Consider the following 26,474-nt stretch of genomic DNA (forward strand, 5'->3'; position numbering starts at 1 on the left):
AACGCATTCAATAATTGTCTTTATCTTAGTGTGGTTACCGGTAACATGTTACCGGTAACGTTGAGATTTGTGAAGTTTAACACAAACATCCTGGTCGGAAGAGGTGAGCCATGGAACTACTCGCACAAAGCCCTGAACCCACTACTTTACTCTTGATAGCATTGGGCGCTATCGCGTTGTTATTACTACTGATAATGAAACTTAAGGTGCATGCGTTTGCATCACTCACATTGGTCAGCTTAATCACTGCTTTGGCCACGGGGATCCCTACCGATAAGGTAGTGCCGGCCATGATGACAGGGTTTGGCGGCACCCTGGCGTCGGTCGCCTTGCTCGTTGGGCTCGGCGCCATGATTGGTAAAATTCTCGAAGTCACCGGTGGCGCAAATGTATTGGCCGATACGCTGATCGACCGCTTTGGCGAAGCCCGTGCTCCGTTTGCACTGGGTATCGCTTCTCTACTATTTGGCTTTCCGATCTTCTTTGATGCGGGGCTGATTGTGATGATGCCCATTATGTTTAGTGTCGCGAAACGTTTAGGTGGCTCACCGATAAAGTATGCCCTACCCGTCGCGGGTGCATTTGCGGTTATGCATACCTTCGTTCCCCCGCACCCCGGCCCCGTTGCGGCCTCAGATTTACTCGGCGCAGATATGGGTCTGCTCTTGGTCGTTGGGCTACTGGTTTCGCTACCCACTTGGTATCTAGGCGGTTATTTATTTGGTTTGTATGCCGGCAAGAAATTCAATATTCCCCTTGCGAAGGCGTTTTTAAATACAGAAGTGATGTTTAAAAACAAAAAGGACCATCCCACCTTTTCTACGGTGCTGATGATCTTACTCCTACCTGTCATGCTAATTTTCCTCGACACAGGCTTAAACGCACTCAGTGTTGCAGGTATCGTTGACGGCGAAAACCCATGGGTTGGTTTTCTGCGTATGCTGGGTAAAACACCGGTTGCACTGCTCATCACGCTGTTAACTTGCTTGTTAGTCTTCGGCCAAAAGCTTGGCAAAAGTAAAATGGAGAAGCTGTGCTCCGACTCATTGGCACCGATTTGTGCGGTGATTTTGGTGACCGGTGCGGGCGGGATGTTTGGAGGCGTACTTCGTTCTAGCGGCATTGGTGAAGCACTCGCCAACATGCTGTCAGATACAGGGATGCCGATAATATTGGCCGCGTTTGTGATTGCTACCTGCTTGCGTGTCGCACAAGGCTCAGCCACCGTTGCACTCACAACCACAGCCGCGCTGATTGCGCCCACGGTGTCGCACACTGTCGGCTTATCTCAACTCGATTTATGCTTTATTGTCATCGCGATTGCCGGTGGAGCTACCGTTTTATCGCATTTCAACGACTCGGGTTTTTGGCTCGTATCACGTTTGCTCGAAATGGATGAAAAAACCACGCTAAAAACTTGGACTGTGATGGAAACCCTGCTCGGGACTATCGCGTTTGTTATCGTAGCGCTATTAAGCATTTTACTATAAGGGAATCCCATGACTGAACTAAACCAACGTCTCAAGGCAATTCGCATTGTGCCGGTGATTGCGATTAATAATGCGGACGATGCCGTGCCGCTCGCTAAAACTTTGGTCGACAATGGCTTACCGTGCGCCGAAATCACCTTTCGTACCGACGCGGCTGCCAGTGCTATCCGCCAAATGCGCGATGCCTATCCCGAGCTACTGATTGGTGCCGGAACGGTACTGACGCCTGCACAAGTCGATGCTGCGATTGACGCTGGGGCGGATTTTATTGTTAGCCCTGGGCTTAATCCCACTACAGTAAAACATTGCCAACAACGTGGGATTGCCATCGTCCCTGGGATCAACAACCCGAGTTTGGTCGAGCAAGCCATGGAACTTGGTCTTGATACGTTGAAGTTTTTCCCCGCGGAAGCGTCAGGAGGCATTGCGATGTTAAAAGCGCTATCTGCGGTGTACCCGGTCAGCTTTATGCCAACCGGCGGCGTGAGTGAAGAAAACGTGAGCGATTATCTCGCGTTGCCCTCTGTACTGGCATGTGGCGGTACTTGGATGGTGCCCGCCAAGTTGATTAATGAGCAAAGGTGGGATGAGATCGCAGCACTGATTAAGGCGCTGTGATAGCTCTCGCATCCGTTAAGAAAAGATCGACCCCACTTATTGAAGATAATGGGGTCGCTCGCACGCATACCGCCTGTGCTTGCAACCTCGGCACATAGCCGATACCTTTTCCCGCCTGTTCATAAACAGACACTTGGTTAAAAGTAGGGGAAAGACGGCATGTTGGCACAAGCACTTGAGCAAATTTTTGGGTTTTCGTCATTTCGTGCGGGACAAGAAGCAGTGATCTCGCAGGTGATGCAAGGTGAATCGGCCTGTGCGATCTTTCCCACCGGTGCAGGTAAATCATTATGCTATCAATTGCCGGCCACACAGCTGCCCCACTTAACATTGGTGATTTCGCCTTTGCTGGCATTAATGCATGATCAACTTGCATTTATGACCCGCAAAGGCATCCCAGCGGCCACCATCGATTCAACGCAGACACCCGAACAAACCAAACAAGTGATGGATCAAGTCCGTCGCGGCGACATCAAGGTACTGATGATTTCAGTCGAGCGTTTGAATAACGAACGTTTTCGCCAGTTTATCACTCCTATCCCGATCTCGTTATTGGTGGTGGATGAAGCGCATTGTATCTCTGAATGGGGACACAATTTTCGTCCTGATTACCTCAAACTCCCTGCTTACCGACAGCAATTAAATATTCCGCAAGTCTTGCTTCTCACCGCCACCGCAACGCCGGCTGTGGTTGAGGATATGCAGACGAAGTTTGCCATCCCGGCAAATAACATCACATTAACGGGGTTTTATCGTCCTAACCTGCATCTAAATGTGGTCGCCGTGGAAGAGACGCAAAAACGGCAAGCGCTGGTTGAGCAGTTAAAGCCCGACCCCGATTTGCCGACCGTCATTTATGTCACCCAGCAGCAGACCGCGGAGAATATCGCCCAGTGGTTACAATCCCAGCATATATCCGCGACAGCTTACCATGCCGGTATGAGTCACGATGTTCGCGTGTCGATACAAGAGGCATTTATGTCGGGCCAATCGCCATGTATTGTTGCGACCATCGCCTTTGGGATGGGCGTCGATAAGGCGGATATTCGCCGTGTCATCCATTTTGATTTGCCGAAGTCGATTGAAAACTACAGCCAAGAAATTGGCCGCGCGGGACGGGATGGTCACAAGGCGACCTGCACGGTACTCGCTCACCAGTCGAGTCTGAATGTACTAGAGAATTTTATCTACGGCGATACGCCAGACAAAATGGCGATTCAGGGGTTACTGGAAGAAGTACAACAGGCAGGTCAACAATGGGAAGTCATGCTCCATAGTCTTTCACGGACATATAATATTCGGCTCTTACCGCTTAAAACCTTGCTCGTTTATTTAGAAATGGCCGGCGTGATCACCAGCCAATACAGTTACTTTGCCGATGTGAAATTCCAGTGTGTGGAGTCACCCGCCGCCATTACGGCCAAATTCCATGGTGAGCGACGCGAATTTGTTGCCCAGCTATTTGCATGCGCGATCAAAGCAAAAACCTGGTACAAGATGGATTTCCAACAACTGTGGCAACGCTTTGGAGCAGAAAGAAAGCGCGCGTTAACTGCATTGGAGTACTTTCACGAACAAGGTTGGTTATCACTCGCGACACAACAAGCCACACAAGTGTTTGGCGTGAACACCCACGAGATTGATATTCACGATCAAGCTGAGACGCTGTATGCCCTTTTTGCCAAAAAAGAACAGAGCGAGCTTGCCCGCATCAACCAATTACTGACCTTGTTATCTTCTTCAACCTGTATTAGTCAGCGCCTTGCCGACTATTTTGGTGATCATGCGGCACCAACCACCTGTGGTCATTGCTCGGTATGCCAAGGCGAGATCGCCCATTTACCTCCGCGCCCAGAATTACCGGCGATCGATGCGCAAGCGTTATCCTCATGGTGTCAGCACTTTGCGGCTGCTTGCGACGGCACGCCAACTTCGGCGGCAATGACGCGCTTTTTACTCGGCCTATCGTCACCGCTTCATACCAAAATTAAGGCGAAGGCCATACCTGGGTTTGGCGCCCTTGCATCTTATCCGTTTCAAACTATCAAAGAACAGGTGATCGCTGATCACGATACCTATCATTAAGAAGTGGCGATTTGATTCATTGACCTTTGCGTGCGTTAACACCCGTTTAAGCGGCTAGCCGAACAATCTCAGTGTTATGCAACAGCCGCGATCACCTTTATAACCCTATAGTTATAAGAAAACGAGACAAATTTATCCCAGAAGTTAAGAATTTATTCATATACTGATGATAAAGACGTGATGCGGTGACCACCGCACACTTAATGTATTGCCATATTCAGGGTTTATTTATGCTGCATTCTGGGGCGTTGTATGTTTTGGCCCGCCAAATTGTTTTTACACTGTGCGTTGGCGTGTTGTTATCGATAAGCCCCAGCGCTCACTCTGATAACAGCGAACAACCTGAGTCACAAAAACCTGTTTTAAAGGTGGCTAATTCGCGTGCATGGCGTCCATTTTCTTATCTCAATAGCAACCAAGAACCCAGAGGGATCTTGATTGACTTTTGGAAAGAATTTGGCGACCGCAATGGCTATGATATCGAGTTTCTATTGACCGATTGGCAAACGTCAATCGATTTAGTGCGTACCGGTCAAGCTGATGTGCACGCTGGGCTCCTTCAGTCACCGGAGCGGTTGCAATTCATGGATTTTGGCACGCCTCTATTTGCCATTGATACGCAAGTATTTTTCAGTCAATCCATGATGGGCACGTCTGCTGACTTTGTCCTTTCTGGTGAGACCGAACATAAGATTGGCGTGGTACAAGGCGGGTACGAAGAAGAGTTTATGAGCGCTAACTTTCCAGACGTAGCATTGCAGCTTTTCCCGAATAACCAAGCCATGCTTGATGCGGCATTATCTGAAAAAATTCAAGCATTTGTGGCCGACCTGCAAGTGGCAAATTATCACCTTTATACCACCACGAACCACAACCTTTTTATCCCTGTCAGGCACCTTTATACAGAGATGCTGCACGCTGGATTTGCGAAAGGCAACGCGGCATTACTTAATCGCATAGACAATAAATTTGCTTGGTTAGATGACGATACTAAACGCCAGCTACTCAATCGCTGGGTCTATTATGACGTTGAAACGGTTTACCCTACCCATTTATTTCCTGCTTTAGTCGCTATCAGTATTTTTATCGTTACCAGTTACATTGTCTTACTTAAGCGAACGGTCAAACAAAAAACGCGCGCGCTACAAACAGCCAACGATATGCTTCAAGATCAAGCCATTACCGACTCATTAACGCTGTTGCGCAATCGCCGGTATTTTTATCAACACCTCTATGACTTGGATAAAACGAGAGGCGACATCGCGCTAATGGTTTTTGATATTGATGATTTTAAAGCATTTAACGATGGTTTTGGTCACGCTCATGGGGATGAGGTGCTCTGTTTTGTGGCTAAAACGGCGACAATTCTATTGCCGAAAGATGCCATTATCGCCCGTATTGGCGGCGAGGAATTTGCAATACTCCAATATTTCTCAAGTGCAGAGGGCGCCTTGGCACAAGCAAGGGTTTTATGTGAAGAGATTGCGCGACAGAGTTTAGCGTTATTTAATCACGCGTCTAAGCCTGTCACGATCAGTTTAGGCGTTGCTTATTATCCTAGCGGCATGCCTCACAGTGAAATTATCGATGCTGACAAAGCCATGTACCAAGCCAAAAAACAGGGTAAAAACTGCGCGGTTCTACACGTGCTGTAACCCTTTACTCGCGGCTACACAACCACTGAGCTAATCGTTGAACATGTCTTGACGAAACAAAAATAATAGTAAACGCAATGGGCCAAGCAACGATAAAGGCCTCTAACCAACGCCAAACAAACCCACTGCTCAGCCCGGTATTCACAGCGGTGATTACCGCTGTCATCAACGTCACCATTAACACTGACATCAGAAACGGCGCAACAATAGGGAAAAATCGTTTTGGTAACATACACACCCAATAATTTAGCAAGTACTAATGCTTATAGTAAATGAGCAAGCAGAAATAACAAGTGGTGTTACTGCGTCGATCAACTATAGCAGATCAACTTCCCCCCTAATTTGTAATATGACATGGTCACTTGATGGGAAACGCCATCGCGGCTACCGCTTATTGTAGCCGCGCAATGTTTAGACTGTTTTTTGCTCTGCTAAACGTGATAACACTCGAGTGAGCAAGCGGATCCTTGGTTCAATGGAGTCGAGTTGCAAATACTCACCATCACTATGGAAGTTGGCTCCTACTGGGCCAAATCCATCTAAACTAGGGATCCCCAATGCTGCGGTATTATTGGCATCGGAGCCGCCGCCCACCGCTTTCCAATGGATAGGCACGGTTTCCTCAAAGGCTGCCGCTTCAACAAGACCCATCAAGTGTTCCGTTTCAGGGGTCGGCACCATCGCTGGTTTATAGGCTTCGCGAACCAATTCAATGGTGACATCGGGGGTGTAAGGGTGAGAGGCGCGCGCTTGAATGGCTTGATCAAGCGCGCAATAAGCATTGTTGTCCCAGAACCTGACGTCAACCAGTGCTGATGCATAAGCAGCGACAATATTCGCCCCCGCTCCACCTTCAATCAAACCAGCATTAATACTGGTACCGGCCTCTAGATCTTTCATACTATCGAGGGTCACCAGCCAATGAGCTAACTCTGTAATCGCGCTACGTCCTTTTTCTGGCTCGTTACCAGCATGAGCGGCACGACCTGAAACGGCAATTTTATAACGCGCCATGCCTTTACGCGCTTTTACTAAGCCACCATCTGCGCGGGCCGCCTCTGCCACCAGCACATAGCGTGCATTACGAGCAACGGACTCAAGCCAGGTACTGGAATGTATCGAACCCACCTCTTCATCCGGGTTCATGCAGACACAAATGCTCAATGCATCACGTTCTGCTTGCGGCAATGCGCGCAGTGCATACACGATATTAAGCAAGCCTGATTTCATGTCTGATACACCGGGACCGTATGCGAAGCCGTCCTCCACATGCATGGGACGCTCTGCCGCCGTCCCCTGAGGAAAGACCGTATCCATGTGACCAATCAGCATCACATCGATATGTGGATGGGTTGGCTGGTTGCGAATTTCCAATCCAATCCCTGCCTCTCCACATTCCACTCGCTTAATATGCCATCCTGCCATTTGCTCATATTTATCGGCCATTAGGGCCGCAATCACCTCAATACCTTCTCGTTGAAAGGTGCCACAGTCGATATTGACTAGAGGCGCCAACTCATCTAGGTAGCGTTGCAAAGAAAACGTCATCATGCCTCCTAAAGTAAAAGATTCATCACCCACATGGCGCCAAAAGCATTCAGAATAGAAATGCCGACCATAATAGGGATGTAGCGGCCTTCAGTGCCAATCGGGCCCATTACTCGGCCAATGTATTGCACTTGCGAACCCATTAAATAAATAGCAGGAACCAAGATAGCGATATGGGTACCGGTGAGAATGCCTTGGTCAAACAAAGTGATCACGACACCAACAGCGCCTCCCATCGACATCCATGCCCCCATTAGCACTGCGGCGGCTTCACCGGGTAATCCGAATACAGCCATCACAGGTGCAAACACATCGCCCATCAAGGCCAGTAGGCCGGTAATTTGAAGTGCTTTGATAATCACAAACGCCATGACAACATTAGGCACGGTTGATGTTGTTGCAATATGCCAACCTTTCTTAGCGCCTTCGACAAAGATGTCAGTGATCATCGGTTTACTGGTAGAAGACTGGGTCATGATGCGTGCTCCTCTTGATAGGATTGTGTCTTTTCTCGCTGCGGTCCTTTGCCCTCAGTTATATTGAGGTACAAACGAAAGACATTCGCACCAATGAACTTAAATAAGAAGATCACGCCAATAGCAAGACCAATTGACGATGTCACCGCTAACGAACCGTCTGACATGGTTAAAGTAAAAAGTACCGCGCCCGAGGAAAAAAAGTTGACGATGGTTGCGCCTGCCGTGAACTGAAACATGGTGAATACATCGGTTTCACGCTTGGTCAGGTAACCCTCATCTTTCAATTGACGAGTCATCGCTGCGCCAGCATCTGTGCTTTGCATGGAGGCAATCAGTGCTAGTCCTGAATTTCCAGGAATGCCTAATACAGGTTTAAGAAGAGGCGTTAAGAGTTTGCGCGCGGCATCAAGCGCTCCATAGTGCTCAAGTACACCAATCATACCCAGCGCAAACATCACGGTAGGAATTAAGGTCAACGCAAAAATGAAACCATCACGCGCACCGCTCCCGCCCTTACCGCGAAGTGATGTTGTTGCCACCTCTACCGTGCCGTCTGTCGCAGTCGTGGCCTGATACGCAACTTGTCCGAACGAACCATTCAAGGTGGTAAAGTCGAACACGCCGTACCATTGATTGGATTGTAACAATCCCGAGAAAAACACCACAGCGAATACCAGTGCCAAGTAACATCCCCATGTCACTTGCCGATCTGTATCGGTTGGATGTGTCATAAACAGCCCTCATGATCAATGAACATTGACCTCATCATCGGCGCTGACACACAAACAAAGATTGATAATTATCAATTTATCCCACAAGTAATAGGCTAGCAGTTACATAATATGAGCTCATTCATAAGCTGACAAACAAAGTCAAAGAAAACAGAAATGAATGTGACTTTAAAGGCTGATTTAAATGCATTTATATGTCACAACTGAGAGATATGCGCAGAGAACATCGGATAAGAAAACCGCTTATAATAGATTAGAAAATATAACCCAAAAAGCGCCCAGTGGGCGCTTTTTTAATGGATGATTACGAATACTTAATTAGCCCATCAGGTTATAAAGCAATGCTGATATCGCAAGCATCCCTGTGATGAAGATAAAGTAAGTACCTACTTGCCCACGATACTGCGCCAGGGCTTTGACCTTGTAAGCGGCAACCGTTGGCATAATGAACAAGATCATCGCAATCACAGGCCCAGACAATGCACCCATCATGTCAAGGATACTGGGGTTGATCACGGCACAGCCCCAAATAGCAAAAAACATCACGATGACGCCCAGTTTGTCGGCGCTTTTGTAAGTGAGTTTACTGTGCTTCGTCACCAAGCCGTTCAAACTTTCACGCGCGCCAAGGAAGTGTCCCAAAAACGATGAAGTAATCGCAATGAAAGCAACCAAAGGCCCCAAGGTACCAATAAACGGGTTATGGGTGACATTAGCAAGATAAGACAATACAGACACATTTTGTGCTTTTGCTTCTGCCATTTGTGCTGGGGTGAGTGTCAACACACACGAGAACACAAACAGCAACACAAAAGCCACCAGCATAATACCGGCACGTTTAAGAATTTGCTCTGACTTACCTTGAGCCTCGTCGCCGTAATGCCGGCGCTGAATGTTGGCAAAGCTAGAAATCGCCGCTGCATGGCTAAACGAGAAAATCACCACAGGCACCGCCAACCAAAGACTCATACCCAGCTCACCCATCGGCGGTAAACTGAGATTAGGCGTTTGCCACGATGGAACAAGATAAAAAGACAGAAACGCCAGAATGGCAACCAACGGATAAACCATCGCCGCGAACGCACGCAGCATCAGGCGTTCACCACCCAACATGATCGCAATCATACCAGCGACTAGTACACCCGACAGCAACACGCGATTTGGTGATACCCATCCCAGTTGGTTGACTAAAAAGCTATCAACCGTGTTGGTCAGCCCAACGCCGTATATCAATAAAATGGGGAAAATAGAGAGGAAATACAGCATCGAAATCATACGTCCGACATTGGCGCCGAAATGTTCTGCGACGACATCGGTGAAATCGGCATCGTTGTGACGCGACGATAATACAAAGCGCGCTAGACCCCGGTGCGCCATATACGTCATCGGAAACGCTAGTACCGCCATAATAATCAGCGGCCAAAAGCCCCCCATTCCTAGGTTAATGGGTAGAAACAAAATTCCGGCACCGACCGCGGTTCCAAACAAGCTAAGCGCCCAATGGGTGTCATGCTGGGTCCAACGGTGCGATACACTTTTTGAGGAGATATCTATAGTCTGGTTCACGTCAAACTCTCTTAGTTATAATATTTTGTGCGGTTGCATAGTACCGAGTTCGACCTAAACTATCACATATATGTAATAGATATATGTCCTAATTGTATCACCAAAAACACGCAAATCCAGCTGGGCTATTCTTCAAATAGCAGCATAAATAACCAATAAATTGACAAATAATCAGAACAACATTCCAAATTATTTATATTAATTAGATTGATTGAATTGTTTGCAAAACAATGCAACAACCACATTTTCGTTTGCTTGTTGTTGACAAATTGTAACTGTTTACATCTCATTTTTTGATGATAAATCACGCACATGTTACATCTCGCGCGACTACATCTCGCGCGACATGGCTGTTTAGCGAAAGGGATCACAAGCACAGTGCAGAAACACATTTATCCTAAGCATGATTCAACGGATATTTACCTCAACGGGATAGGTTGTTTATGAATGAACCCATTATTATTGACTGTGATCCGGGACATGACGATGCCATTGCACTGGTAATGGCTTGTGCATTACCGCAACTCGATATCAAAGCCGTGACGACCAGTGCGGGCAACCAAACCCCTGATAAAACGCTTTACAACGCACGGCGCATTCTCACCTTACTGCAACAATCGCATATTCCCATTGCGGGTGGGGCACATAAACCGCTCACCCGTGATTTGATTATTGCCGATAATGTTCACGGCGAGTCGGGCTTGGATGGTCCTGAGCTGCCAGAGCCTATGATGGATCCTGATCCTAATAATGCTGTTAATCTGATGGCCAGTGTCTTAAAAAAAAGCGATCAGCCGGTCACCTTGGTTGCAACAGGTCCATTGACGAATGTGGCGTTACTTATCGCTGCCTACCCTGATCTGACCAACCGAATTAAGCGGATTGTATTGATGGGGGGAGGCGTGACTTTTGGCAATTGGACACCCGCCGCTGAATTTAATATTTATGTTGACCCTGAGGCGGCAGACTGTGTTTTCCGTGCAGGGATCCCCATAACCATGTTTGGGTTAGATGTGACCCATCAAGCCCTAGTCAAAGATGAAGACGTGGCGTCTATCCGAGCCATTAATAATCCTGTCGCGCAAACTGTCGCGGGGTGGCTTGATTTCTTTATGCGCTACCATCGCGATCCTAAATGGCGACTTGATGGCTCACCGTTACATGATCCATGCACGATTGCGTGGTTAGTCAAGCCTGAGCTTTTTGACTGTGAATCCGTTTGGGTGGGTATAGAAACTCAGGGAGCACTGACAACAGGTATGACAGTGGTCGATCGTTATCAAGTTACAGGTAATCCAGCCAATGCCGAGGTTGCAATGGCAATCAACCGAGAAGGGTTTATCGATTTACTGTGTAAGTGTATACGCCACTACAATTGACTGCTCTCCTACCTAAACGAAGAGGTTTTCGGCAAGTCTGATAAATAACGCGCGGATCATATCCGCGCGTTTAACTCGGTATCTTACTATTCATCACTTGTCGTGCAGCGAATGCTATTTATTGCCAACAAACGCCTAGTAACGGGCGGTCACGCTGACACCACTAAATGCTGCGTAGCCGTTCAACATCACATGATAGCGACCTTTCTGGGTGTTCTGCACGGTACACACTTCGCTATTACCGTAATTGTACGGTCGACAATCCCAGTTATTAAAGGTTGGCTTTGAGCCATAGCGCAGGTACAAATCAGCATCGCCTGAGCCGCCGCTAATATTCACCGTGAGGCGTTGCCCAGCGTCTACATCAACATAGAAGAAGCGCTGGGCGCCTTGCCCACCCGAAATATCTGTTAGCGCCTGACCATTTTTAAGCTCACCCTTAGGATCAGGCTCTGTACCGCAATTTGGCTCACAACTACTATCGGCTTGACTATACAACAGTTTGTTGACGGAGCCACGAGGGTCGTTAATTTTATCGACACTCGCGCGGTTGCTAATTAAATTCGCTAATTGTACAGGCGAAAGGCTGCTGTTTTCTTGTAGGTACAAGGCAGCAACCCCAGCAACATGAGGGGTCGCCATCGAGGTGCCGCTGATGGTGCGATAACTCCCATCATACCAAGCGGACTTTATGTCCGATCCTGGGGCGAACACATCCAAGCAGCTTCCCCAGTTTGAGAAGCTAGAGCGGGTATCGCGAATCGTGCTAGATCCTACAGTGACACCGCTTGGCTCTCGTGCAGGCGAACTATTACAGGCATCAGCATTGGAGTTACCCGCTGCTAGCATAAAACTCACGCCAGATTGTACCGCACTGGCAACGGCACGATCGAGCGCTGTTGATACGCCTCCACCTAGGCTCATGTTTGCCACTGACGGGCCATTCGCATTGGCTGCTACCCAATCGACACCACCAATCACACCGGACGTCGACCCCGAACCGCTACAGCTGAGCACCCTCACCCCGACAATATCGACATTTTTAGCGACTCCGTATTGACTACCGCCAATGGTGCCAGCCACATGCGTACCGTGGCCGTTACAGTCAGTCGCATCTTGATCGTTATCAACAAAGTCATATCCGGAGCGTGCACGACCACCAAACTCAACATGTGACGTTGTCACACCAGTATCAATAACATAAGCAGTGACACCTGTGCCATCAAAGTTAGTGCTGTAGTTGTTGTCTAGAGGAAGATTGCGCTGATCAATACGATCTAACCCCCAAACAGGGTTATTTTGGTTCGCGTCAGGGGTAATCACCGGGTCCAATGAAATGGTCTTATCTTGTTCAATAAAATCAACTTGCGAATCCATGCGTAATGCACGTAATTGTGCCGGTGTGAGCTTAGCTACAAACCCACTTAACGAGCGATCAAACACTTTTTCTACCTTAACCGCATGTTGGTTAACCATGCTAGACACGGCTTGTTGAGTAAAGGTTTTCAACGCTTGCGGATCATCACTCAGAGTCATTGGCTGCTTGAGTACCACGATGTACTGATCCTCAATCCCCCGGTTTTCCGCCGCAACCATCAATGGCGCTAGCGTTTGCTGCAGAGAGACGCCTTGTTTACCTTCATTTTGTTCAGATAGTGCTGTGGGTGATGCCGCCATCAGCGCCGACGCGACGCAACAGCTAAGAGCATGCTTTAACATATTGTATTCCTTACAATGGTTAAATGTATTAGCAATTATTGCCTACAAAAATCAACAATAACGCTTTAAAGCTATACAACTAAGGCTGTTTTTTCCGTAGTGAAAATCACTTTATTAAGGAGATTCATTAGTATTATTGACCTTTTTGTCAGCCAAACATTTTTTAACTAATTGTTTACAATACGTTAATTGACTCAGCTCACTCACATCTAACACTTTTTAACTAGGCATTGTTAGTCCTTTATTTTAGACACCCACCACACTCTATATGAAAACTAAATTGGGACTCACAGCCTATTAGTGATCTCTGTGAACAGAAAAAAGCCAGCGATTTCGCTGGCCCATTACATATTTCTTAATGCTTTTTTGTTAGGCAGATTCTTCGTGAATCAACACGCCGCCATCAAGCGCGCCCACTAACACATTAGGTACTTCAGTATCTGAAGACGTGACAGCGATACGCGTACCCGGCCCAATGGCAGAGATAGGCGCTGCAATCATTAAAGGGCCAAGTTCTCCTTGATAAGCGAGCTTCCATGAGGGCGCAGCCGCAGCGTGATCGTTGGCATAAAGTCGACACTTGTTTCTGTCCGGCTCAATTAAACAATCCAGGCCATATTCAATATCGTCATAAAAAAACGACCACTGATAATAGCCCGCATTAACGCTGCATGGGGTTTTGATAAAACTCAACGCCTCTGCGTTATCTTGGGTTAAGGTAATAAAGCGCTGCGCATCGGGCACCATCGCCAAATACCCCAGTGATTTGCCATTAGCATCGGTGACGGCGAGCTTTACCTCTTGCTCGACCATTGCTCGTTCATGATTGCTAATATCTGGCAGCATAGAATCGGGTTGTATTGAAAAAGCCATTGGGTTGCTCCCTTGGTTGCCCGCATCGATTTTAACACTTATGTAACAACCAAAGGTATAGATCAATTCCCCTAAAAAATTTAGTGATGTGATCGAATACTGTGTTGATGAATCGTCCTATGTGATCATAAAGCCCGGTTATTAAGCACAGATGAAGATATCGGCTGCAAAACTATTGCGGCCACTAACAAGCAGTACAGTGTCGCACCTATCGCCACCATCATCAGCATAACCCAATCGGCTGCACCATTGAGCATCGCAAGAGACGAACCAGTGAGGGTTGGCGTTAAGAGTGCACAGACAATCCCTACTACGATACTGAACACAATAGCGCGCTTGGCACTGCGTAAAGAGAAGCGACGCAAAATAGTTAACGACACGACAGGCACACATACTAAAAACAATAACCAACCCCAATAGGGAGCGGCTGAATACAGTAACACGGTAAAAATCGCGTCAATGGTCATATCTGCCTCCGTTAAATTTTTCCATCCAGCATCGCTTGATAGGCTGGTAGCAACATTTGCTCTTTCATGACCCAAGCCATCCAAGTTTCTTCTGTTGGACTAATAAAGGGAAAAGAAGGTAGCAATTTACCGCCGTAACCAAACTCAGCCAACATGGCTTTACCGAACCCAGTAATCAATGGGCAAGACGTATAGCCATTAAAATTGGCTTCTAGAGGTTTATCATTAAGAAAGCTCAAAATATTGGCTTCGATGACTGGCACTTGCTTTTTCACGCTCGCAGCCGTTTTCGATAGCGGAATACCTGTTACATCACCGATACCAAATACATTAGGGAATTTTGGATGCTGTAGTGTATATTGATCCGCCGCCATCCATTCATCCTTATGAGGACCTTGTCCCCAAACAAGATCACTCCTTTTAACTACATCAGGCGCACTCATAGGCGGCACGACATGAATATAGTCATACTCTTCTTCAATGGTTGTCTCTTTTGCTCCTATTGCAAAGCGTGCTTTTTTACTGGCCACATCAATACCGATCAATGTTTTCTCATCACTGATGTCAACCCCTTGTTCACCAAAGCGTTTCATCACAAAATCGTTATAGACAGGGATTGAAAACAATCGATCTTTAAACGGCGTGGTAAAGTTCACATCAAATGCCTGCCGGCGCCCAGTTTGCTCAAGACGTGCGAGAGAAGTAAAGGTCATTTTAAGTGGCGCGCCTGCGCACTTGATTGGTGTGTTAGAAAGGGTAAATATCGCTTTACCCTCACCTTTATTCATAAAGTGTTTAAATGCCGTATCCGTTGCTAGTGCGCCCTCTGGCCCTGGATAAACGCTACCGATACCATGCTGACCAATCAGACGTTCATCCATTCCCTCAATGAGGGTGTAATTAAGTTGGGCGCCCATGGCAACGACCAATACGTCATAGCTGAGCTTAGTGCCATCCTCGAGTACAACTTGTTGTTGTTCAGGTAAAAACGCATTGGCATTTTGTTGGTGCCATTTTATCCCAGCAGGTAACCATTGTTCTGTTGTTGATAGGACTTGGGATGCTTTCCATAATCCAGATGCAACCAAAGTTTGTCCAGGTTGATATAGATGGCGCTGCCGTGCGCCCACTAACGATATTTGATCAGCCGAAAGGTGTTGAATAAGGCGATTCGCCAACGATATACCAGCAGCACCATTACCGACAATAACGACTTTGGCACGAGTCTGGGCGCGTGAAGGTAAGCTTGTCGGCATCAAGCTTATCGCTCCCGCTCCTGCTAGGAGTTTTAAAAACCGACGTCGCTCTTGATTCGAATTTTGATATCGCATAATCAACACCAACAATACTTAAGATAATACTTAATTAGTAGTATCGAATCAAAAAACACGCAATGTTATTGGACAGCTTTTGTGGTTTTATTCACAAATAAATCACGAGTAACTATCGCATCAACCACCAGCGCATTAAGCGTTTATACCAGCGGTTGTATGGCGGTTTAACTAAAAAGCTGGTGTCCCATCTATCACGGGTGAGCACGGTTTTACTGTGGCTAAAGGTATAAAAGCCTTCAATGCCGTGGTAATGCCCCATGCCGGAATCACCAATGCCCCCAAAAGGCGCATCTTCTGCCGCAACATGAAACAAGGTTTCATTAATCCCCATGCCGCCGGCGTGAAGCTGTGTGGTGACCTGCGCGCGTATCTCCGCATCATTACTCATCAAATACAAAGCGAGCGGTCGTGGACGTGCCTGAATATAATGCAGTGCCTCGGTAAAATCTTGATAACTGACAATGGGCAAAAGCGGACCAAAAATCTCTTCTTGCATCACCCGCATATCGTCAGTGACATGAGTCAGTAACTGAGTTGGCCAGCATCGTTTTTCGGCCGTCGGTATGGTTTTTTGATCGAGCGCACACCAGCGCCTCGCACCTTTATCTAACGCATCTTGCAGTGTTTCTGCTAGCCGCGTTGCTTGAGTTTGGTTAACGATCTGGCTGTAGTCTTGGTTGGCCTCAAAATCAGGATACATGGCACGAAACGCTTGTTGGTAGGCGTGGATAAACGCTTCTTGCCGATGTTCAGGGCAAAGCACATAGTCGGGGGCAACACATATCTGCCCAGCGTTTAAGCACTTTCCGTAAATAAGCCGCGAGACGGCGACATCCATATCAATCTTATCATCAATGATCACAGGAGATTTCCCCCCCAACTCAAGGGTCACCGGCGTCAAATTATCAGCTGCAGCCAGCATGACCTGGCGTCCAACTTGGGTCGAGCCGGTAAAAAATAGATGATCGAACTCTAATTCAGTAAAGCGACGCGACACTTCCACTTCCCCTTCAATCACGGCCACTTCCTTAGGGCTAAACACATCCGCGATGAGCTCGCGTAATACCCGATTGGTGTTCGGCGTGAACTCCGAAAGCTTGAGCATTACCCGATTGCCGGCCGCTAACGCGCAAATCAATGGACTGACTGCCAGCATGATTGGAAAATTCCACGGCACGACAATCCCAACTACCCCTTTTGGCTGTTGGTGTACCGCCAATTTGGTTCCGAGTAAGGTAATCCCAGGACGCCGTTTTTGCGGCTTCATCCATCGTTTTAATCGGCGACGGGTATAATCAATTTGGTGTATCAGTGGCAAAATATCAGCGATTTCGGTATCACCAAAAGCACGGTGGCCGTAATCGTCGCTAAGGGCTCGTTGTAGTACAGGCGATTTTTGCTTGATAGCCTGACGTAAGCGCAGCAGCGAGTCACGGCGATGGCTGTACTCTAAAAAAGGTCGCTGAGATACCTGTTCTTTTTGCGCGTCGAATGTCTCTCGCATCTCTTTAACCGTTTCCAACCACTGTGAGCCTGACTCTGTCATCCTTGCCTCCTCTACCGATACAAGATCGCGATAAACCACTTCTTCATTGATGACATAGCCACCTTGTTTACGCAACAGCGATTGACCGATATAGCGTTACTGTTCACAGGCCCCTCTCCGCGCAAACCTGATCGTTATCATGATAAAGCTCACAACATCATCATTATTTCCATATATTTTGTGAGGGATAACAAATGCGAAACAAAAAGTAACTACATATTCACAAAGCAAGTTTATTATACGCATCGCCTAACAAATAAGACAATAAGGTCCGCTCACTTAAACAGACTGAGTGGGAGTCATCACTGTCCCGACAACATACGAATGAGCAAATTAAAACGATGAAACGATCCCAAGACATTACCGATGCAGTTGGTCAAACCTTCTCAATCCGTGTCAATGGCGAGACTGTTCCTGCCATCGCTGGAGAAAGCGTGCTAAGCACCTTGCTTGCGAGCAATATCCGTGCGCTATCTAAAAATGATTATGGCCGATTAGCCAGTGCCTATTGCGGCATGGGCGTATGCCATTGCTGTACGCTGGAAATCAACGGCCGCCATAAACAACGCGCATGTCAAGTCGCCGTGCAACCGGATATGGATGTCCGCACTGAAGCCAACATTGTGGTTGAGAGCAAGGATCTTGAAAGCAGTACCGTCGAGCAAGGAGAAACCCATGTCTAAACCTGTTGTTATTGTTGGTGCTGGACCTGCCGGTCTGTCTGCAGCGGTCACACTGGCCAAGCACAAGGTCGCTAGTATTATTGTTGATGAAGCGCCCAAACCCGGTGGCGTCGTCTACCGTGGTCCATGGCGAGATACTGACGCGCTGCCTCATTTGGATGATAAATGGAAGGCCACGTCACAATCCCTGCGCGAACAATATCGCCAGCATCAGGATTTGATTGACCTACGTAGTTTGACGCGGGTACTGGGGCCAATGGCGGGTCAACACCTCCTCACTGCTCATGAAGACACGCTATCAACGATTGACTACGAGCAGTTGATCCTCGCCACCGGTTGCCAAGAGCGCAGCATTCCCTTTCCCGGCTGGGATATGCCTGGGGTGATGCTTCTCGGGGGTATCCAGCTTCAAATAAAAAGTGGCTTAGTCCGTCCCGGTCACCGCTGCGTGATCACCGGCACAGGTCCTTTGCTTGTACTGGTTGCTTGTCAACTTCACAAAGCTGGTTGTGATATCGCGGGTATCTATGAAGCGACGCCATTCAAAGACTTGGCACGTGAAACGCTCGCCCTCCTCAACCGTCCACAGCTCGCGCTAGATGGTCTGTCCATGATGATGTATCTCAAACGCAACCATATCCCGATGCATTACGGTTGGGGCGTAGTCAAAGCCTCAGGTGATCCTCAAGTCGAGCAAGTTACGGTAGCCCCCTACAGTAAAGACTGGCACCCAGATGTTAGCCGTGCCGAAATCATAAATGCTGATGTACTTGGTGTGGGTTACGGCTTTGCGGCACGCTCTCAGCTCGCACAACTGATGGGACTAGATATGCAGTACGATCACATGAGCGGGGCGATCCCCGTGGTGGACGAGTGGCAACGAGCCAGTCTCGACAATGTTTACTGCGCCGGTGATACCGTGAAATTTGCCGGCGCAGAAGCCGCCATGTTGGAAGGAAAGATTGCAGCGTGCTCCGCACTGAAGGCACGCAATATTTCAATGCCTAATCTTGACAATGAATTTAAGGCTCTACGTCATCAGCTCGAAAAGAGCTACCGTTTCCGTAAAGGCTTTGATACGGCAGGCTACCGTCGCCCAGGCCTGCTCAGTTTGCCGGAAAAAGACACAGTGATCTGTCGCTGCGAGCAAGTGAAAAAGGCGGACATTGATAACGCCATCAATCAAGGCGTCAAGGATGTGATTACGTTGAAAATGCGTACCCGCGTTACCATGGGTGACTGCCAAGGAAAAACCTGTGCGCACTATTGCTACGACCGACTCAATGAGAGCACGACGTCGCCTCAGCCTTTGATTCGCCCTCGATTCCCACTCGACCCTATTCCTTTTGCTGCGTTGGAGGATGACGCATGAAACAGTACGACATCGTAATTTGTGGCGGCGGTGTGATCGGCGCATCGGTGGCTTATCATTTAAGCCGCGAGCGCGACTTATCCATCGCCGTTGTGGACTATAAATACCCCGGAAATGCCTCACGTGCGTCAGCCGGTGGCCTATGGGCGATGGGCGAGTCAACCGGCCTTGGCTGCGGCGTTATCCTGTTTAAAACCCTTTCTAAGCAGATGCAAGAAAGCGGCGAAGGGGGATCACCAGAGATCAAACCGCACATTATGCCCAAGCCGTTCTTCGATATGGCGATGCTGTCTAACCAGCTCTATCCGGCATTGTATGATGACCTGATGACGCATCACGGTGTGGACTTTAAGTTTGAGCGTACCGGTTTGAAGTTTGTCATGTTTGATAAATACGACAAACTCTATGCCGAACATATTGCGGCCGCCATTCCTGATCGCCAAGAGCATGTACGCTGGGTGTCTCAAGACGATCTTCACGCACAAGAGCCTAACGTGTCGCGCGCTGCAATTGGTGCGATGGAGTTTGAGGGGGATCACCAAATCAACCCCTATCGCCTCAACGAGGCCTATTTGGAAGCAGCACGGCAGAACGGTGTCGAGCTATATCTTAATACCAAAGTCACGGGCGTGGTGAGACAAGGTAACCGGGTTGTCGCGGTTGAGACAGAAAACGGTAAGCTAGGTTGTGGCACCATGATCAACGCCGGTGGCGCATGGGCGGAAAAACTCAGCTTGTGGGCAACGGGGATGCCAATGCCTGTCTTCCCAGTCAAAGGCCAAGTGATCGTTTCCGAGAAGCTACCTAAGCTTTTAAATGGCTGTTTGACCACCAGTGATTGTTACATCGCCCAAAAAGATAACGGCGAAGTCCTGATTGGCTCAACCACCGAAGAGCGCGGTTTTGATACCACCACAGACATGAAATACATCAAACAGCTGGCACAAGGCGCCATGAAGTCTATCCCTGAGCTGAAAAAGATGAACATCAAGCGCTGCTGGGCAGGCTTACGTCCAGGTTCACCAGATGAACTCCCGATCCTAGGTACAGTACCGGGTATTGATGGTTACCTGAATGCATGTGGGCATTTTCGTACCGGAATGTTGACCTCTGCCATCACAGGGAAAGTCATCAATGAAGTCGTGCGTGGTATGCCAACCACCATCGATCTTGAGCCGTTCTCCTACACGCGCTTTTTAGACGACCAAGGAAAGATGATTGGTCACTATCATTTGGACGTAGCATTGCCTTAACCTTTCATCTATCCGCAGGTAAAATCTGCATTATGCTAGCGTCTCTTATGTTAAAAGCCTGTGATTGGATGACGTATTTGATACATCAATTAGCGCGATAGGCCACAGATCATCGTTTGATTGATGCGCAAATATTGTCGCTTTAACGATCTCGGGCTTATACTGACCAAACGTAAGCTCACATCAGCGTTGTTCGCTGTTATCGAAAGGAAATGTGGTAGGCATGAATCACGAGCCATCAAAAAACGAAATACTAACGGAAAGTGGGACGAATGAGCTCGAAATCATCGAGTTCCACTTGATAAAACAACTTCCTGACGGTAGCACCAAAACTTGCTACTACGGTATCAATGTGGCCAAGGTTCGTGAAGTCATTCAAGTCCCTGAAACAACGGATTATCCCAATGCACAATCACACATGATTGGTGTGTTCTCATCGCGCGACAAGCTAACCCCATTGATTGATCTCGCTGGCTGGTTGGGGGTGCCTACACGACCAGAAAAAGATAACAAATTTGTCATCGTTACCGATTTCAACAATATGACCAATGGCTTTTTGATCGATAGTATCAGCCGCATTCATCGGATTTCATGGGAAGCCGTTGAGTCTCCTAGCCAGTTTTTAGAAGCTGGCGAGCAAGATTGTGTGGTTGCTGTGGTACGTAAAGACAAAAATCTGATCATGATCTTAGACTTCGAAAAAATCATCGCTGACATCAATCCTGAATTGAGCATGGAAAAATACGATGTCACTCAGGATAGAAGCGTCAATATATCCGAGTCTAGCGCTAAAAAACGCGAAGCTAAAACCGCGTTGGTCGTCGATGATTCCGCCTTTATTCGTAGTTTGATCGAAAACACCCTCCGCTCAGCCGGCTTTAATATTATTTCCGCCAAAGACGGTGGTGAAGCGTTCGAAAAACTGATCGAGTTTGAGCGTATATCAAAAGAAGAAGGCGTCGCCATCACTGAATTTGTCGATGCCATTGTCTCAGATGTTGAAATGCCTCGGATGGACGGTATGCACTTGGTCAAGCGCCTACGTGAAACAGACGCCTACAAAACCATGCCAATTATTATGTTCTCATCCATTATGAGTGAAGATAACCGCGCGAAAGCCTTGCAGCTCGGTGCAAACGACACCATTACAAAACCTGAGATTGGGCGTATGGTTAGCTTGGTTGACAAGTATGTGTTTGGTGCGCCGCTGGATGACTAACACATATACGCACGAAAGCATTGCCTTCTTCGATAGAAAACAGTCTACTTTGATAAAAAAGGCTGCCGAACATAGGCAGCCTTTTGATTTTGCTCTTTCGGCTATAACAAAAACAGCGGTTTAATGATGAGGCGCGCGAGACTGAACCTGGGCTGCCCCTTTATATGCCTGACTTGAAAAATAGGCTTTCGCCGCCTGATTGACTTTTGGTGCCAATAACAGCCCAGAGACCATCGTAGGAACCGCCATCAGGCCATAAGCGCCGATCAAGAATAAGAAGACGACATCCAATGATACAACCGCCCCTAACACCACCAATGAGAGATATAAGTACTTGTAGTACTGTCCTGCCGTTTCGCCAAACAGATAAACAAAACACTTATACCCGTAATACCAGAACGTAAATACAGTGGTAAAAGACAGCACCAAAACTTGTGCGGCTAATAGCCATGCACCAGGCGCACCAAATGCGGCTTTAAAAGCAGCCATCGTCAAACTGACACCTTGCATGCCGTCAGCCTGGTCCAATACCCCCGTAACTAAGATAACTAAAGCGGTACAACTGCATACAATTAACGTATCGATAATTGGCCCGAGACTTGCGACTAAGCCTTCGCGCACCGGTTCATTGGTTTTAGCCGCGCTATGAGCCATCACTTCAGTGCCAATCCCTGCTTCATTCGAGAAAGCGCCTCGACTGACACCAACAATAATCACACTGATCAAGCCACCAAACATAGCATCAGGCGAAAAGGCGCTAGCAAAAATGGATTGAAAAACAGCCGGCACACGCTCTGCGTTGAGCAGCAAAGCTACAATCGCCATCACCATATAACTTCCAGCCATCAGGGGAACCAGTGCGCCAGCAACGTCCGCAACCCGCTTCAAGCCGCCCCAAATCACCAACCCGACAAAAATAGCCAAGACAATACCCAGCCCCCACGAAAAGGCCGTACTTTCTAGCCACTCAATCCCTGGAAACAGTTGTGTTTGGACTACCGCGCCGAGCTGATTAATCTGAAAAGAGGGAACAAAGCCCATTAATCCCGCGATAGCAAATAACACCGCGAGCCATTTAAACTTGTTACCCAAGCCATTACGCACCGTGTACATGGGTCCGCCATGTACACGACCTTCGCTGTCTTTGTGGCGATACATCACGCCAAGTGTGCAGGTATAGAATTTCGTCGACACACCCAGTAACGCAGTTAACCACATCCAAAATACCGCGCCAGGACCACCCGCACTGAGCGCCAAAGCGACGCCAGCAATGTTGCCCAGCCCAAGCGTCCCCGACAAGGCAGCCGCTAAGGCCTTCCGGTGCGATAAATCACCATGCCCCGAGCCATCATCAACCTGCCCTGTAAGGAGTTTTAAACTGTGCCCCATATAGCGAAATGGCGTAAACTTGCCGTATAGAGTAAAAAAGATCCCTCCCCCGACAAGTAAGATGAGCATGGGCTTTCCCCAAATAAAGCCGACGAAGGCATTAATCCATTCTTCAAGCATCTGCGAATTCCTTCCTTTGATTGTGCAGCCATCGCTCAGCGCCTACCACAAGCCAGCGAGTCACGCCCAGCTACAAATAGTTAGAGTACAAAATAAAAACAAACATGGCGTGACTAAAAACGCATTCAAATTACGACTATAATCTTACATGAGCGATATCTTTGCCGCGAATTCATGATTTTTATCACATAAATATTGGCTTTGATGTCGCCGTTACAGGCTTTATTTGATTTGAGAGCGAAACAGTTGGAGCGCACCAAGCCGTGCATGGTACGTTTTTTGTTTAGTAACCATACTTTATGTCGGTGTTTAGAGGGTTGTCATTTCGATATACTCCGCGCCCTGCTTTATTCCCCTAATAACCCATGCACTGGATTTACGCTCCAGCCAGCAAGAGGAAAAAACATGTCTACTTATGTCATTTGTGCTTTGTACAAATTTGTCACCCTTGAAGACTATCAGTCTTTGCAAGCGCCATTGCTTGAGGTAATGGAAGCCAATCAGATAGGCGGTACACTCCTTCTCGCTCACGAGGGCATCAATGGTACAGTCGCTGCGACACGAGAAAATATGGATGCGCTATTTGCGTGGTTTAAAAACGACCCACGCCTGGCCGATATTGACTATAAAGAATCGTTTGAAGACAGCCAGCCGTTTAGTCGTACCAAGGTAAAACTGAAAAAAGAAATCGTCACCATGGGCGTGGAAGGCATTGACCCACGCCAAAGTGTCGGCACCTATGTCAAACCGACCGAATGGAACGCATTAATCAGCGATCCGGATGTGTTGGTGATTGATACGCGCAACGATTACGAAATTGAGATCGGTACCTTTGAACGCGCCGTTAACCCGCATACGGATAGCTTTCGCGAATTCCCGGACTATGTCGAGCAGCAACTTGACCCCAGTACCCACAAAAAGGTGGCGATGTTCTGTACTGGCGGGATCCGCTGTGAAAAGTCGACGGCATTTTTGAAAGAAAAAGGCTTCGATGAGGTATATCACCTCGAGGGCGGGATCCTAAAGTATCTTGAAGAGGTGCCTGAAAGTGAGAGCTTATGGAACGGTGAATGTTATGTTTTTGATAGCAGAGTTGCCGTTAATCATGAATTAGAAAAAGGCTCTTACGCAATGTGTAACGCTTGTCGTCTGCCAATAACCCAAGCAGACATGGAAAGCGAGCACTATGAACAAGGCGTCTCCTGTCCAAAATGTATCGATAAACACACCGACGCGCAAAAAGCTGCGTTTCGTGAACGAGAATATCAAGTTCGCCTCGCACGTGAACGGGGTGAACAACACGTCGGCGGTGAAGCGAGAAAAGTCATTGAGCAACGTCGCGAATTAAAGAAACAGCGCCAACGGCAACAAAGTAAAAAAAATAAAGCTTAATCAGACTAGAACACGCCCAAACTGCTTCTGCGAAACGGTGCGCGATCCCTTGCGCGCCGTTACTTGTCTACTGTATGCGCGATATCACCCGCTTTATTTCACTCGATATCGATTCAATGCTGTAATTTGTTGTAAAGTGTTTTCGGGCTTATCCCCAATGCAGCCGCTGTGCGTTGACGATTACCATTGTACCGAGCCAGAGATTGTTTGATTGCCATCTGCTCTAGTTCTGAGAGTGTCATTCCTTCAGGGATAAAGCAGGAAGCGGTCATCTTATCATCCTTGCGAACAACCGTTGTAGGTAAGTCCGACACCTCAATGTGTCCACTACTTAATAGAAAACCATGCTCAACTGCATGTTTCAGCTCTCGCACATTACCCGGCCAACGATGCTGAGTCAGTACGCTTAAAGCTTCTGCACTTAGGCTAGTTTGCGCATTATAGTGATGATTAAGTTCAGCGAGAAAATGCGTGATAAGTGCATGAATATCATCACCTCGTTCGCATAAAGGCGGGACGGTGACAATAAATTGCGCAAGGCGATAATAGATATCTTCACGAAGTTTTTCCTGAATGATTGCCTGATCTGTATCTCGGTTCGTGGCCGCTACTAAACGCACATTGGCCGTTTGATTCTTTGTCGCACCAACAGGGCGATATTCACCAGATTCCAGCACCCTCAGCAACTTTACCTGAAGTGTTTGAGGCATCTCGGTTATTTCATCAAGGAATACTGTTCCCCCCTCGGCTTGATAAAAAATACCTTGGTGATCTTGGTGCGCCCCAGTAAACGCCCCTTTTACATGACCAAACAATTCACTCTCTATCAATTCCGGACTCAGCGCACCGCAATTGATGGCCATAAAAGGGGCGGCAGCTTGTTGACTCAAACTATGCAGTGTTTTCGCTACATGCTCTTTCCCCACGCCGCTCGCACCAACAATCAATACATTTGCATCCGTTGGTCCAAGCCGTTGAAGTCGGTGATATAGCAATCGCATTGGCTCAGACGAGCCCAACAGATAACCATATTGATTTGCTTGGCTTTTGAGCACTGGGATTGCGGTCTGATGTGAAACAAAGCGCGTGTCTAAGCGATCAATAAGCAACGTCTGAACCGATTTACCATCTAGCGGTCGCCGAAAAACAGTTGCCGCACAGTCCTGTACTCGCGCATTCCAAGCGGGATTTGGTGCACCATTGCTTATTAACGCCCAATGGGTATGTCGATATTCTCCCATCACACGAATAATCGCTTCGGTACACATAGTGTCTAAATCAATATCAAGCACTACCCAGTCCGGCGGCTGTAACTCAAAAGCGCGAAGAAGATCCGTAGGCGTATCAAATGTAGAAAGATCAACATGCTCTAGCCTTTGTGCGGGTTGAAGCAGCTCAATATCCGAGGGTTGGTTTACACAGGTAAACAGGCGAGATTTACACATTACTCTTCCTTCCATATTGCGAATGTACGCATGACCTTGCCACATCGCTTACAACTAATTAAGTAATAATTACACCCATACAAGTAATTATTACTTAATTAGTAGTTAAAC

At 47.7% G+C, this 26,474-nt stretch carries 22 protein-coding genes; 10 read left to right on the forward strand and 12 right to left on the reverse strand.

Annotated elements, in window-relative coordinates:
- Positions 1 to 110: 110 nt before the first annotated feature.
- The 4 genes from HLG76_RS05065 (at position 111) to HLG76_RS05080 (ending at position 5,848) form a co-directional block, all read left to right on the forward strand.
- A complete protein-coding gene (locus tag HLG76_RS05065) occupies positions 111 to 1,490 on the forward strand; it encodes a GntP family permease (protein WP_077460901.1) in 1,380 nt (459 codons plus the stop codon).
- Positions 1,491 to 1,499: 9 nt separating this feature from the next.
- Positions 1,500 to 2,108: a bifunctional 4-hydroxy-2-oxoglutarate aldolase/2-dehydro-3-deoxy-phosphogluconate aldolase gene (locus tag HLG76_RS05070; protein WP_175993211.1), complete on the forward strand. Its 609-nt coding sequence runs from the start codon at positions 1,500 to 1,502 to the stop codon at positions 2,106 to 2,108.
- 159 nt (positions 2,109 to 2,267) lie between these two features.
- On the forward strand, positions 2,268 to 4,193 hold the full coding sequence (locus HLG76_RS05075) for an ATP-dependent DNA helicase RecQ (protein ID WP_175993212.1): 1,926 nt from the start codon (positions 2,268 to 2,270) through the stop codon (positions 4,191 to 4,193).
- 230 nt (positions 4,194 to 4,423) lie between these two features.
- Positions 4,424 to 5,848, forward strand: coding sequence for a transporter substrate-binding domain-containing protein (locus tag HLG76_RS05080; protein ID WP_175993213.1), 1,425 nt, complete (start codon positions 4,424 to 4,426; stop codon positions 5,846 to 5,848).
- 4 nt (positions 5,849 to 5,852) lie between these two features.
- On the opposite strand, the gene HLG76_RS05085 is transcribed toward HLG76_RS05080, so the two are convergent.
- The 5 genes from HLG76_RS05085 to HLG76_RS05105 form a co-directional block, all read right to left on the reverse strand.
- A complete protein-coding gene (locus HLG76_RS05085) occupies positions 5,853 to 6,080 on the reverse strand; it encodes a DUF2798 domain-containing protein (protein ID WP_021022980.1) in 228 nt (75 codons plus the stop codon).
- A 179-nt stretch (positions 6,081 to 6,259) separates the two neighbouring features.
- A complete protein-coding gene (locus HLG76_RS05090) occupies positions 6,260 to 7,396 on the reverse strand; it encodes a M20 family metallopeptidase (protein WP_077677504.1) in 1,137 nt (378 codons plus the stop codon).
- A gap of 8 nt (positions 7,397 to 7,404) precedes the next feature.
- A complete protein-coding gene (locus HLG76_RS05095) occupies positions 7,405 to 7,872 on the reverse strand; it encodes a YjiG family protein (protein ID WP_021022978.1) in 468 nt (155 codons plus the stop codon).
- Positions 7,869 to 8,606, reverse strand: a complete 738-nt coding sequence (locus HLG76_RS05100; RefSeq protein WP_021022977.1) for a nucleoside recognition domain-containing protein — start codon at positions 8,604 to 8,606, stop codon at positions 7,869 to 7,871. Before HLG76_RS05100 ends, HLG76_RS05095 begins: the two co-directional genes overlap by 4 nt.
- Positions 8,607 to 8,924: 318 nt before the next feature.
- Positions 8,925 to 10,172: an aromatic amino acid transport family protein gene (locus HLG76_RS05105; protein WP_021022976.1), complete on the reverse strand. Its 1,248-nt coding sequence runs from the start codon at positions 10,170 to 10,172 to the stop codon at positions 8,925 to 8,927.
- Between the two features lie 443 nt (positions 10,173 to 10,615).
- Here HLG76_RS05105 and rihA point away from each other — a divergent pair, with 443 nt between their 5' ends.
- Positions 10,616 to 11,551 (forward strand): pyrimidine-specific ribonucleoside hydrolase RihA, encoded by a 936-nt coding sequence (rihA, locus tag HLG76_RS05110; protein WP_021022974.1) that lies wholly within the window; start codon positions 10,616 to 10,618, stop codon positions 11,549 to 11,551.
- A 135-nt stretch (positions 11,552 to 11,686) separates the two neighbouring features.
- On the opposite strand, the gene HLG76_RS05115 is transcribed toward rihA, so the two are convergent.
- The 5 genes from HLG76_RS05115 to HLG76_RS05135 form a co-directional block, all read right to left on the reverse strand.
- Positions 11,687 to 13,270 (reverse strand): S8 family peptidase, encoded by a 1,584-nt coding sequence (locus tag HLG76_RS05115; protein WP_175993214.1) that lies wholly within the window; start codon positions 13,268 to 13,270, stop codon positions 11,687 to 11,689.
- Positions 13,271 to 13,639: 369 nt separating this feature from the next.
- Positions 13,640 to 14,143: a hypothetical protein gene (locus HLG76_RS05120; RefSeq protein WP_077457301.1), complete on the reverse strand. Its 504-nt coding sequence runs from the start codon at positions 14,141 to 14,143 to the stop codon at positions 13,640 to 13,642.
- A gap of 125 nt (positions 14,144 to 14,268) precedes the next feature.
- Entirely contained in the window at positions 14,269 to 14,610 is a 342-nt protein-coding gene (locus tag HLG76_RS05125; RefSeq protein ID WP_077677521.1) for a hypothetical protein, read from the reverse strand.
- A gap of 11 nt (positions 14,611 to 14,621) precedes the next feature.
- Positions 14,622 to 15,941 carry an NAD(P)/FAD-dependent oxidoreductase gene (locus HLG76_RS05130; RefSeq protein WP_175993215.1) on the reverse strand — a complete coding sequence of 440 codons (1,320 nt, stop codon included), beginning with the start codon at positions 15,939 to 15,941 and terminating at the stop codon, positions 14,622 to 14,624.
- Between the two features lie 112 nt (positions 15,942 to 16,053).
- Positions 16,054 to 17,490, reverse strand: coding sequence for a coniferyl aldehyde dehydrogenase (locus HLG76_RS05135; RefSeq protein WP_175993216.1), 1,437 nt, complete (start codon positions 17,488 to 17,490; stop codon positions 16,054 to 16,056).
- 341 nt (positions 17,491 to 17,831) lie between these two features.
- On the opposite strand from HLG76_RS05135, the gene HLG76_RS05140 reads away from it, so the two are divergent.
- The 4 genes from HLG76_RS05140 (at position 17,832) to HLG76_RS05155 (ending at position 22,017) form a co-directional block, all read left to right on the forward strand.
- Positions 17,832 to 18,173 carry a (2Fe-2S)-binding protein gene (locus HLG76_RS05140; RefSeq protein ID WP_077460894.1) on the forward strand — a complete coding sequence of 114 codons (342 nt, stop codon included), beginning with the start codon at positions 17,832 to 17,834 and terminating at the stop codon, positions 18,171 to 18,173.
- Positions 18,166 to 19,545: an NAD(P)/FAD-dependent oxidoreductase gene (locus HLG76_RS05145; protein ID WP_175993217.1), complete on the forward strand. Its 1,380-nt coding sequence runs from the start codon at positions 18,166 to 18,168 to the stop codon at positions 19,543 to 19,545. Before HLG76_RS05140 ends, HLG76_RS05145 begins: the two co-directional genes overlap by 8 nt.
- Positions 19,542 to 20,798, forward strand: a complete 1,257-nt coding sequence (locus tag HLG76_RS05150; protein ID WP_077660890.1) for an FAD-binding oxidoreductase — start codon at positions 19,542 to 19,544, stop codon at positions 20,796 to 20,798. Before HLG76_RS05145 ends, HLG76_RS05150 begins: the two co-directional genes overlap by 4 nt.
- 223 nt (positions 20,799 to 21,021) lie before the next feature.
- The gene (locus tag HLG76_RS05155; RefSeq protein ID WP_021022971.1) at positions 21,022 to 22,017 is read left to right on the forward strand and encodes a chemotaxis protein; all 996 of its coding nucleotides are present in this window, start codon (positions 21,022 to 21,024) and stop codon (positions 22,015 to 22,017) included.
- Positions 22,018 to 22,137: 120 nt separating this feature from the next.
- On the opposite strand, the gene HLG76_RS05160 is transcribed toward HLG76_RS05155, so the two are convergent.
- Complete coding sequence (locus tag HLG76_RS05160) at positions 22,138 to 23,526, reverse strand: sodium:alanine symporter family protein (RefSeq protein ID WP_198533656.1); 1,389 nt, start codon at positions 23,524 to 23,526, stop codon at positions 22,138 to 22,140.
- A gap of 405 nt (positions 23,527 to 23,931) precedes the next feature.
- On the opposite strand from HLG76_RS05160, the gene HLG76_RS05165 reads away from it, so the two are divergent.
- A complete protein-coding gene (locus HLG76_RS05165) occupies positions 23,932 to 24,918 on the forward strand; it encodes a rhodanese-related sulfurtransferase (protein ID WP_077457313.1) in 987 nt (328 codons plus the stop codon).
- A 113-nt stretch (positions 24,919 to 25,031) separates the two neighbouring features.
- Here the strand turns inward: HLG76_RS05165 and HLG76_RS05170 are convergent, their stop codons facing one another.
- The gene (locus HLG76_RS05170; protein WP_175993218.1) at positions 25,032 to 26,363 is read right to left on the reverse strand and encodes a sigma-54-dependent Fis family transcriptional regulator; all 1,332 of its coding nucleotides are present in this window, start codon (positions 26,361 to 26,363) and stop codon (positions 25,032 to 25,034) included.
- Between the last annotated feature and the right edge of the window lie 111 nt (positions 26,364 to 26,474).

This window comes from Salinivibrio sp. EAGSL (assembly GCF_013366455.1).
In the GTDB taxonomy this organism is placed as follows: Bacteria; Pseudomonadota; Gammaproteobacteria; order Enterobacterales; family Vibrionaceae; genus Salinivibrio; species Salinivibrio costicola.

Bases quoted from the DNA above. Each gene is read 5' to 3' on its own strand.
- HLG76_RS05065 (WP_077460901.1), top strand. From the start codon at position 111: ATGGAACTACTCGCACAAAGCCCTGAACCCACTACTTTACTCTTGATA.
- HLG76_RS05070 (WP_175993211.1), top strand. From the start codon at position 1,500: ATGACTGAACTAAACCAACGTCTCAAGGCAATTCGCATTGTGCCGGTG.
- HLG76_RS05075 (WP_175993212.1), top strand. From the start codon at position 2,268: ATGTTGGCACAAGCACTTGAGCAAATTTTTGGGTTTTCGTCATTTCGT.
- HLG76_RS05080 (WP_175993213.1), top strand. From the start codon at position 4,424: ATGCTGCATTCTGGGGCGTTGTATGTTTTGGCCCGCCAAATTGTTTTT.
- HLG76_RS05085 (WP_021022980.1), bottom strand. From the start codon at position 6,080: ATGTTACCAAAACGATTTTTCCCTATTGTTGCGCCGTTTCTGATGTCA.
- HLG76_RS05090 (WP_077677504.1), bottom strand. From the start codon at position 7,396: ATGACGTTTTCTTTGCAACGCTACCTAGATGAGTTGGCGCCTCTAGTC.
- HLG76_RS05095 (WP_021022978.1), bottom strand. From the start codon at position 7,872: ATGACCCAGTCTTCTACCAGTAAACCGATGATCACTGACATCTTTGTC.
- HLG76_RS05100 (WP_021022977.1), bottom strand. From the start codon at position 8,606: ATGACACATCCAACCGATACAGATCGGCAAGTGACATGGGGATGTTAC.
- rihA (WP_021022974.1), top strand. From the start codon at position 10,616: ATGAATGAACCCATTATTATTGACTGTGATCCGGGACATGACGATGCC.
- HLG76_RS05115 (WP_175993214.1), bottom strand. From the start codon at position 13,270: ATGTTAAAGCATGCTCTTAGCTGTTGCGTCGCGTCGGCGCTGATGGCG.
- HLG76_RS05120 (WP_077457301.1), bottom strand. From the start codon at position 14,143: ATGGCTTTTTCAATACAACCCGATTCTATGCTGCCAGATATTAGCAAT.
- HLG76_RS05125 (WP_077677521.1), bottom strand. From the start codon at position 14,610: ATGACCATTGACGCGATTTTTACCGTGTTACTGTATTCAGCCGCTCCC.
- HLG76_RS05130 (WP_175993215.1), bottom strand. From the start codon at position 15,941: ATGCGATATCAAAATTCGAATCAAGAGCGACGTCGGTTTTTAAAACTC.
- HLG76_RS05135 (WP_175993216.1), bottom strand. From the start codon at position 17,490: ATGACAGAGTCAGGCTCACAGTGGTTGGAAACGGTTAAAGAGATGCGA.
- HLG76_RS05140 (WP_077460894.1), top strand. From the start codon at position 17,832: ATGAAACGATCCCAAGACATTACCGATGCAGTTGGTCAAACCTTCTCA.
- HLG76_RS05145 (WP_175993217.1), top strand. From the start codon at position 18,166: ATGTCTAAACCTGTTGTTATTGTTGGTGCTGGACCTGCCGGTCTGTCT.
- HLG76_RS05150 (WP_077660890.1), top strand. From the start codon at position 19,542: ATGAAACAGTACGACATCGTAATTTGTGGCGGCGGTGTGATCGGCGCA.
- HLG76_RS05155 (WP_021022971.1), top strand. From the start codon at position 21,022: ATGAATCACGAGCCATCAAAAAACGAAATACTAACGGAAAGTGGGACG.
- HLG76_RS05160 (WP_198533656.1), bottom strand. From the start codon at position 23,526: ATGCTTGAAGAATGGATTAATGCCTTCGTCGGCTTTATTTGGGGAAAG.
- HLG76_RS05165 (WP_077457313.1), top strand. From the start codon at position 23,932: ATGTCTACTTATGTCATTTGTGCTTTGTACAAATTTGTCACCCTTGAA.
- HLG76_RS05170 (WP_175993218.1), bottom strand. From the start codon at position 26,363: ATGTGTAAATCTCGCCTGTTTACCTGTGTAAACCAACCCTCGGATATT.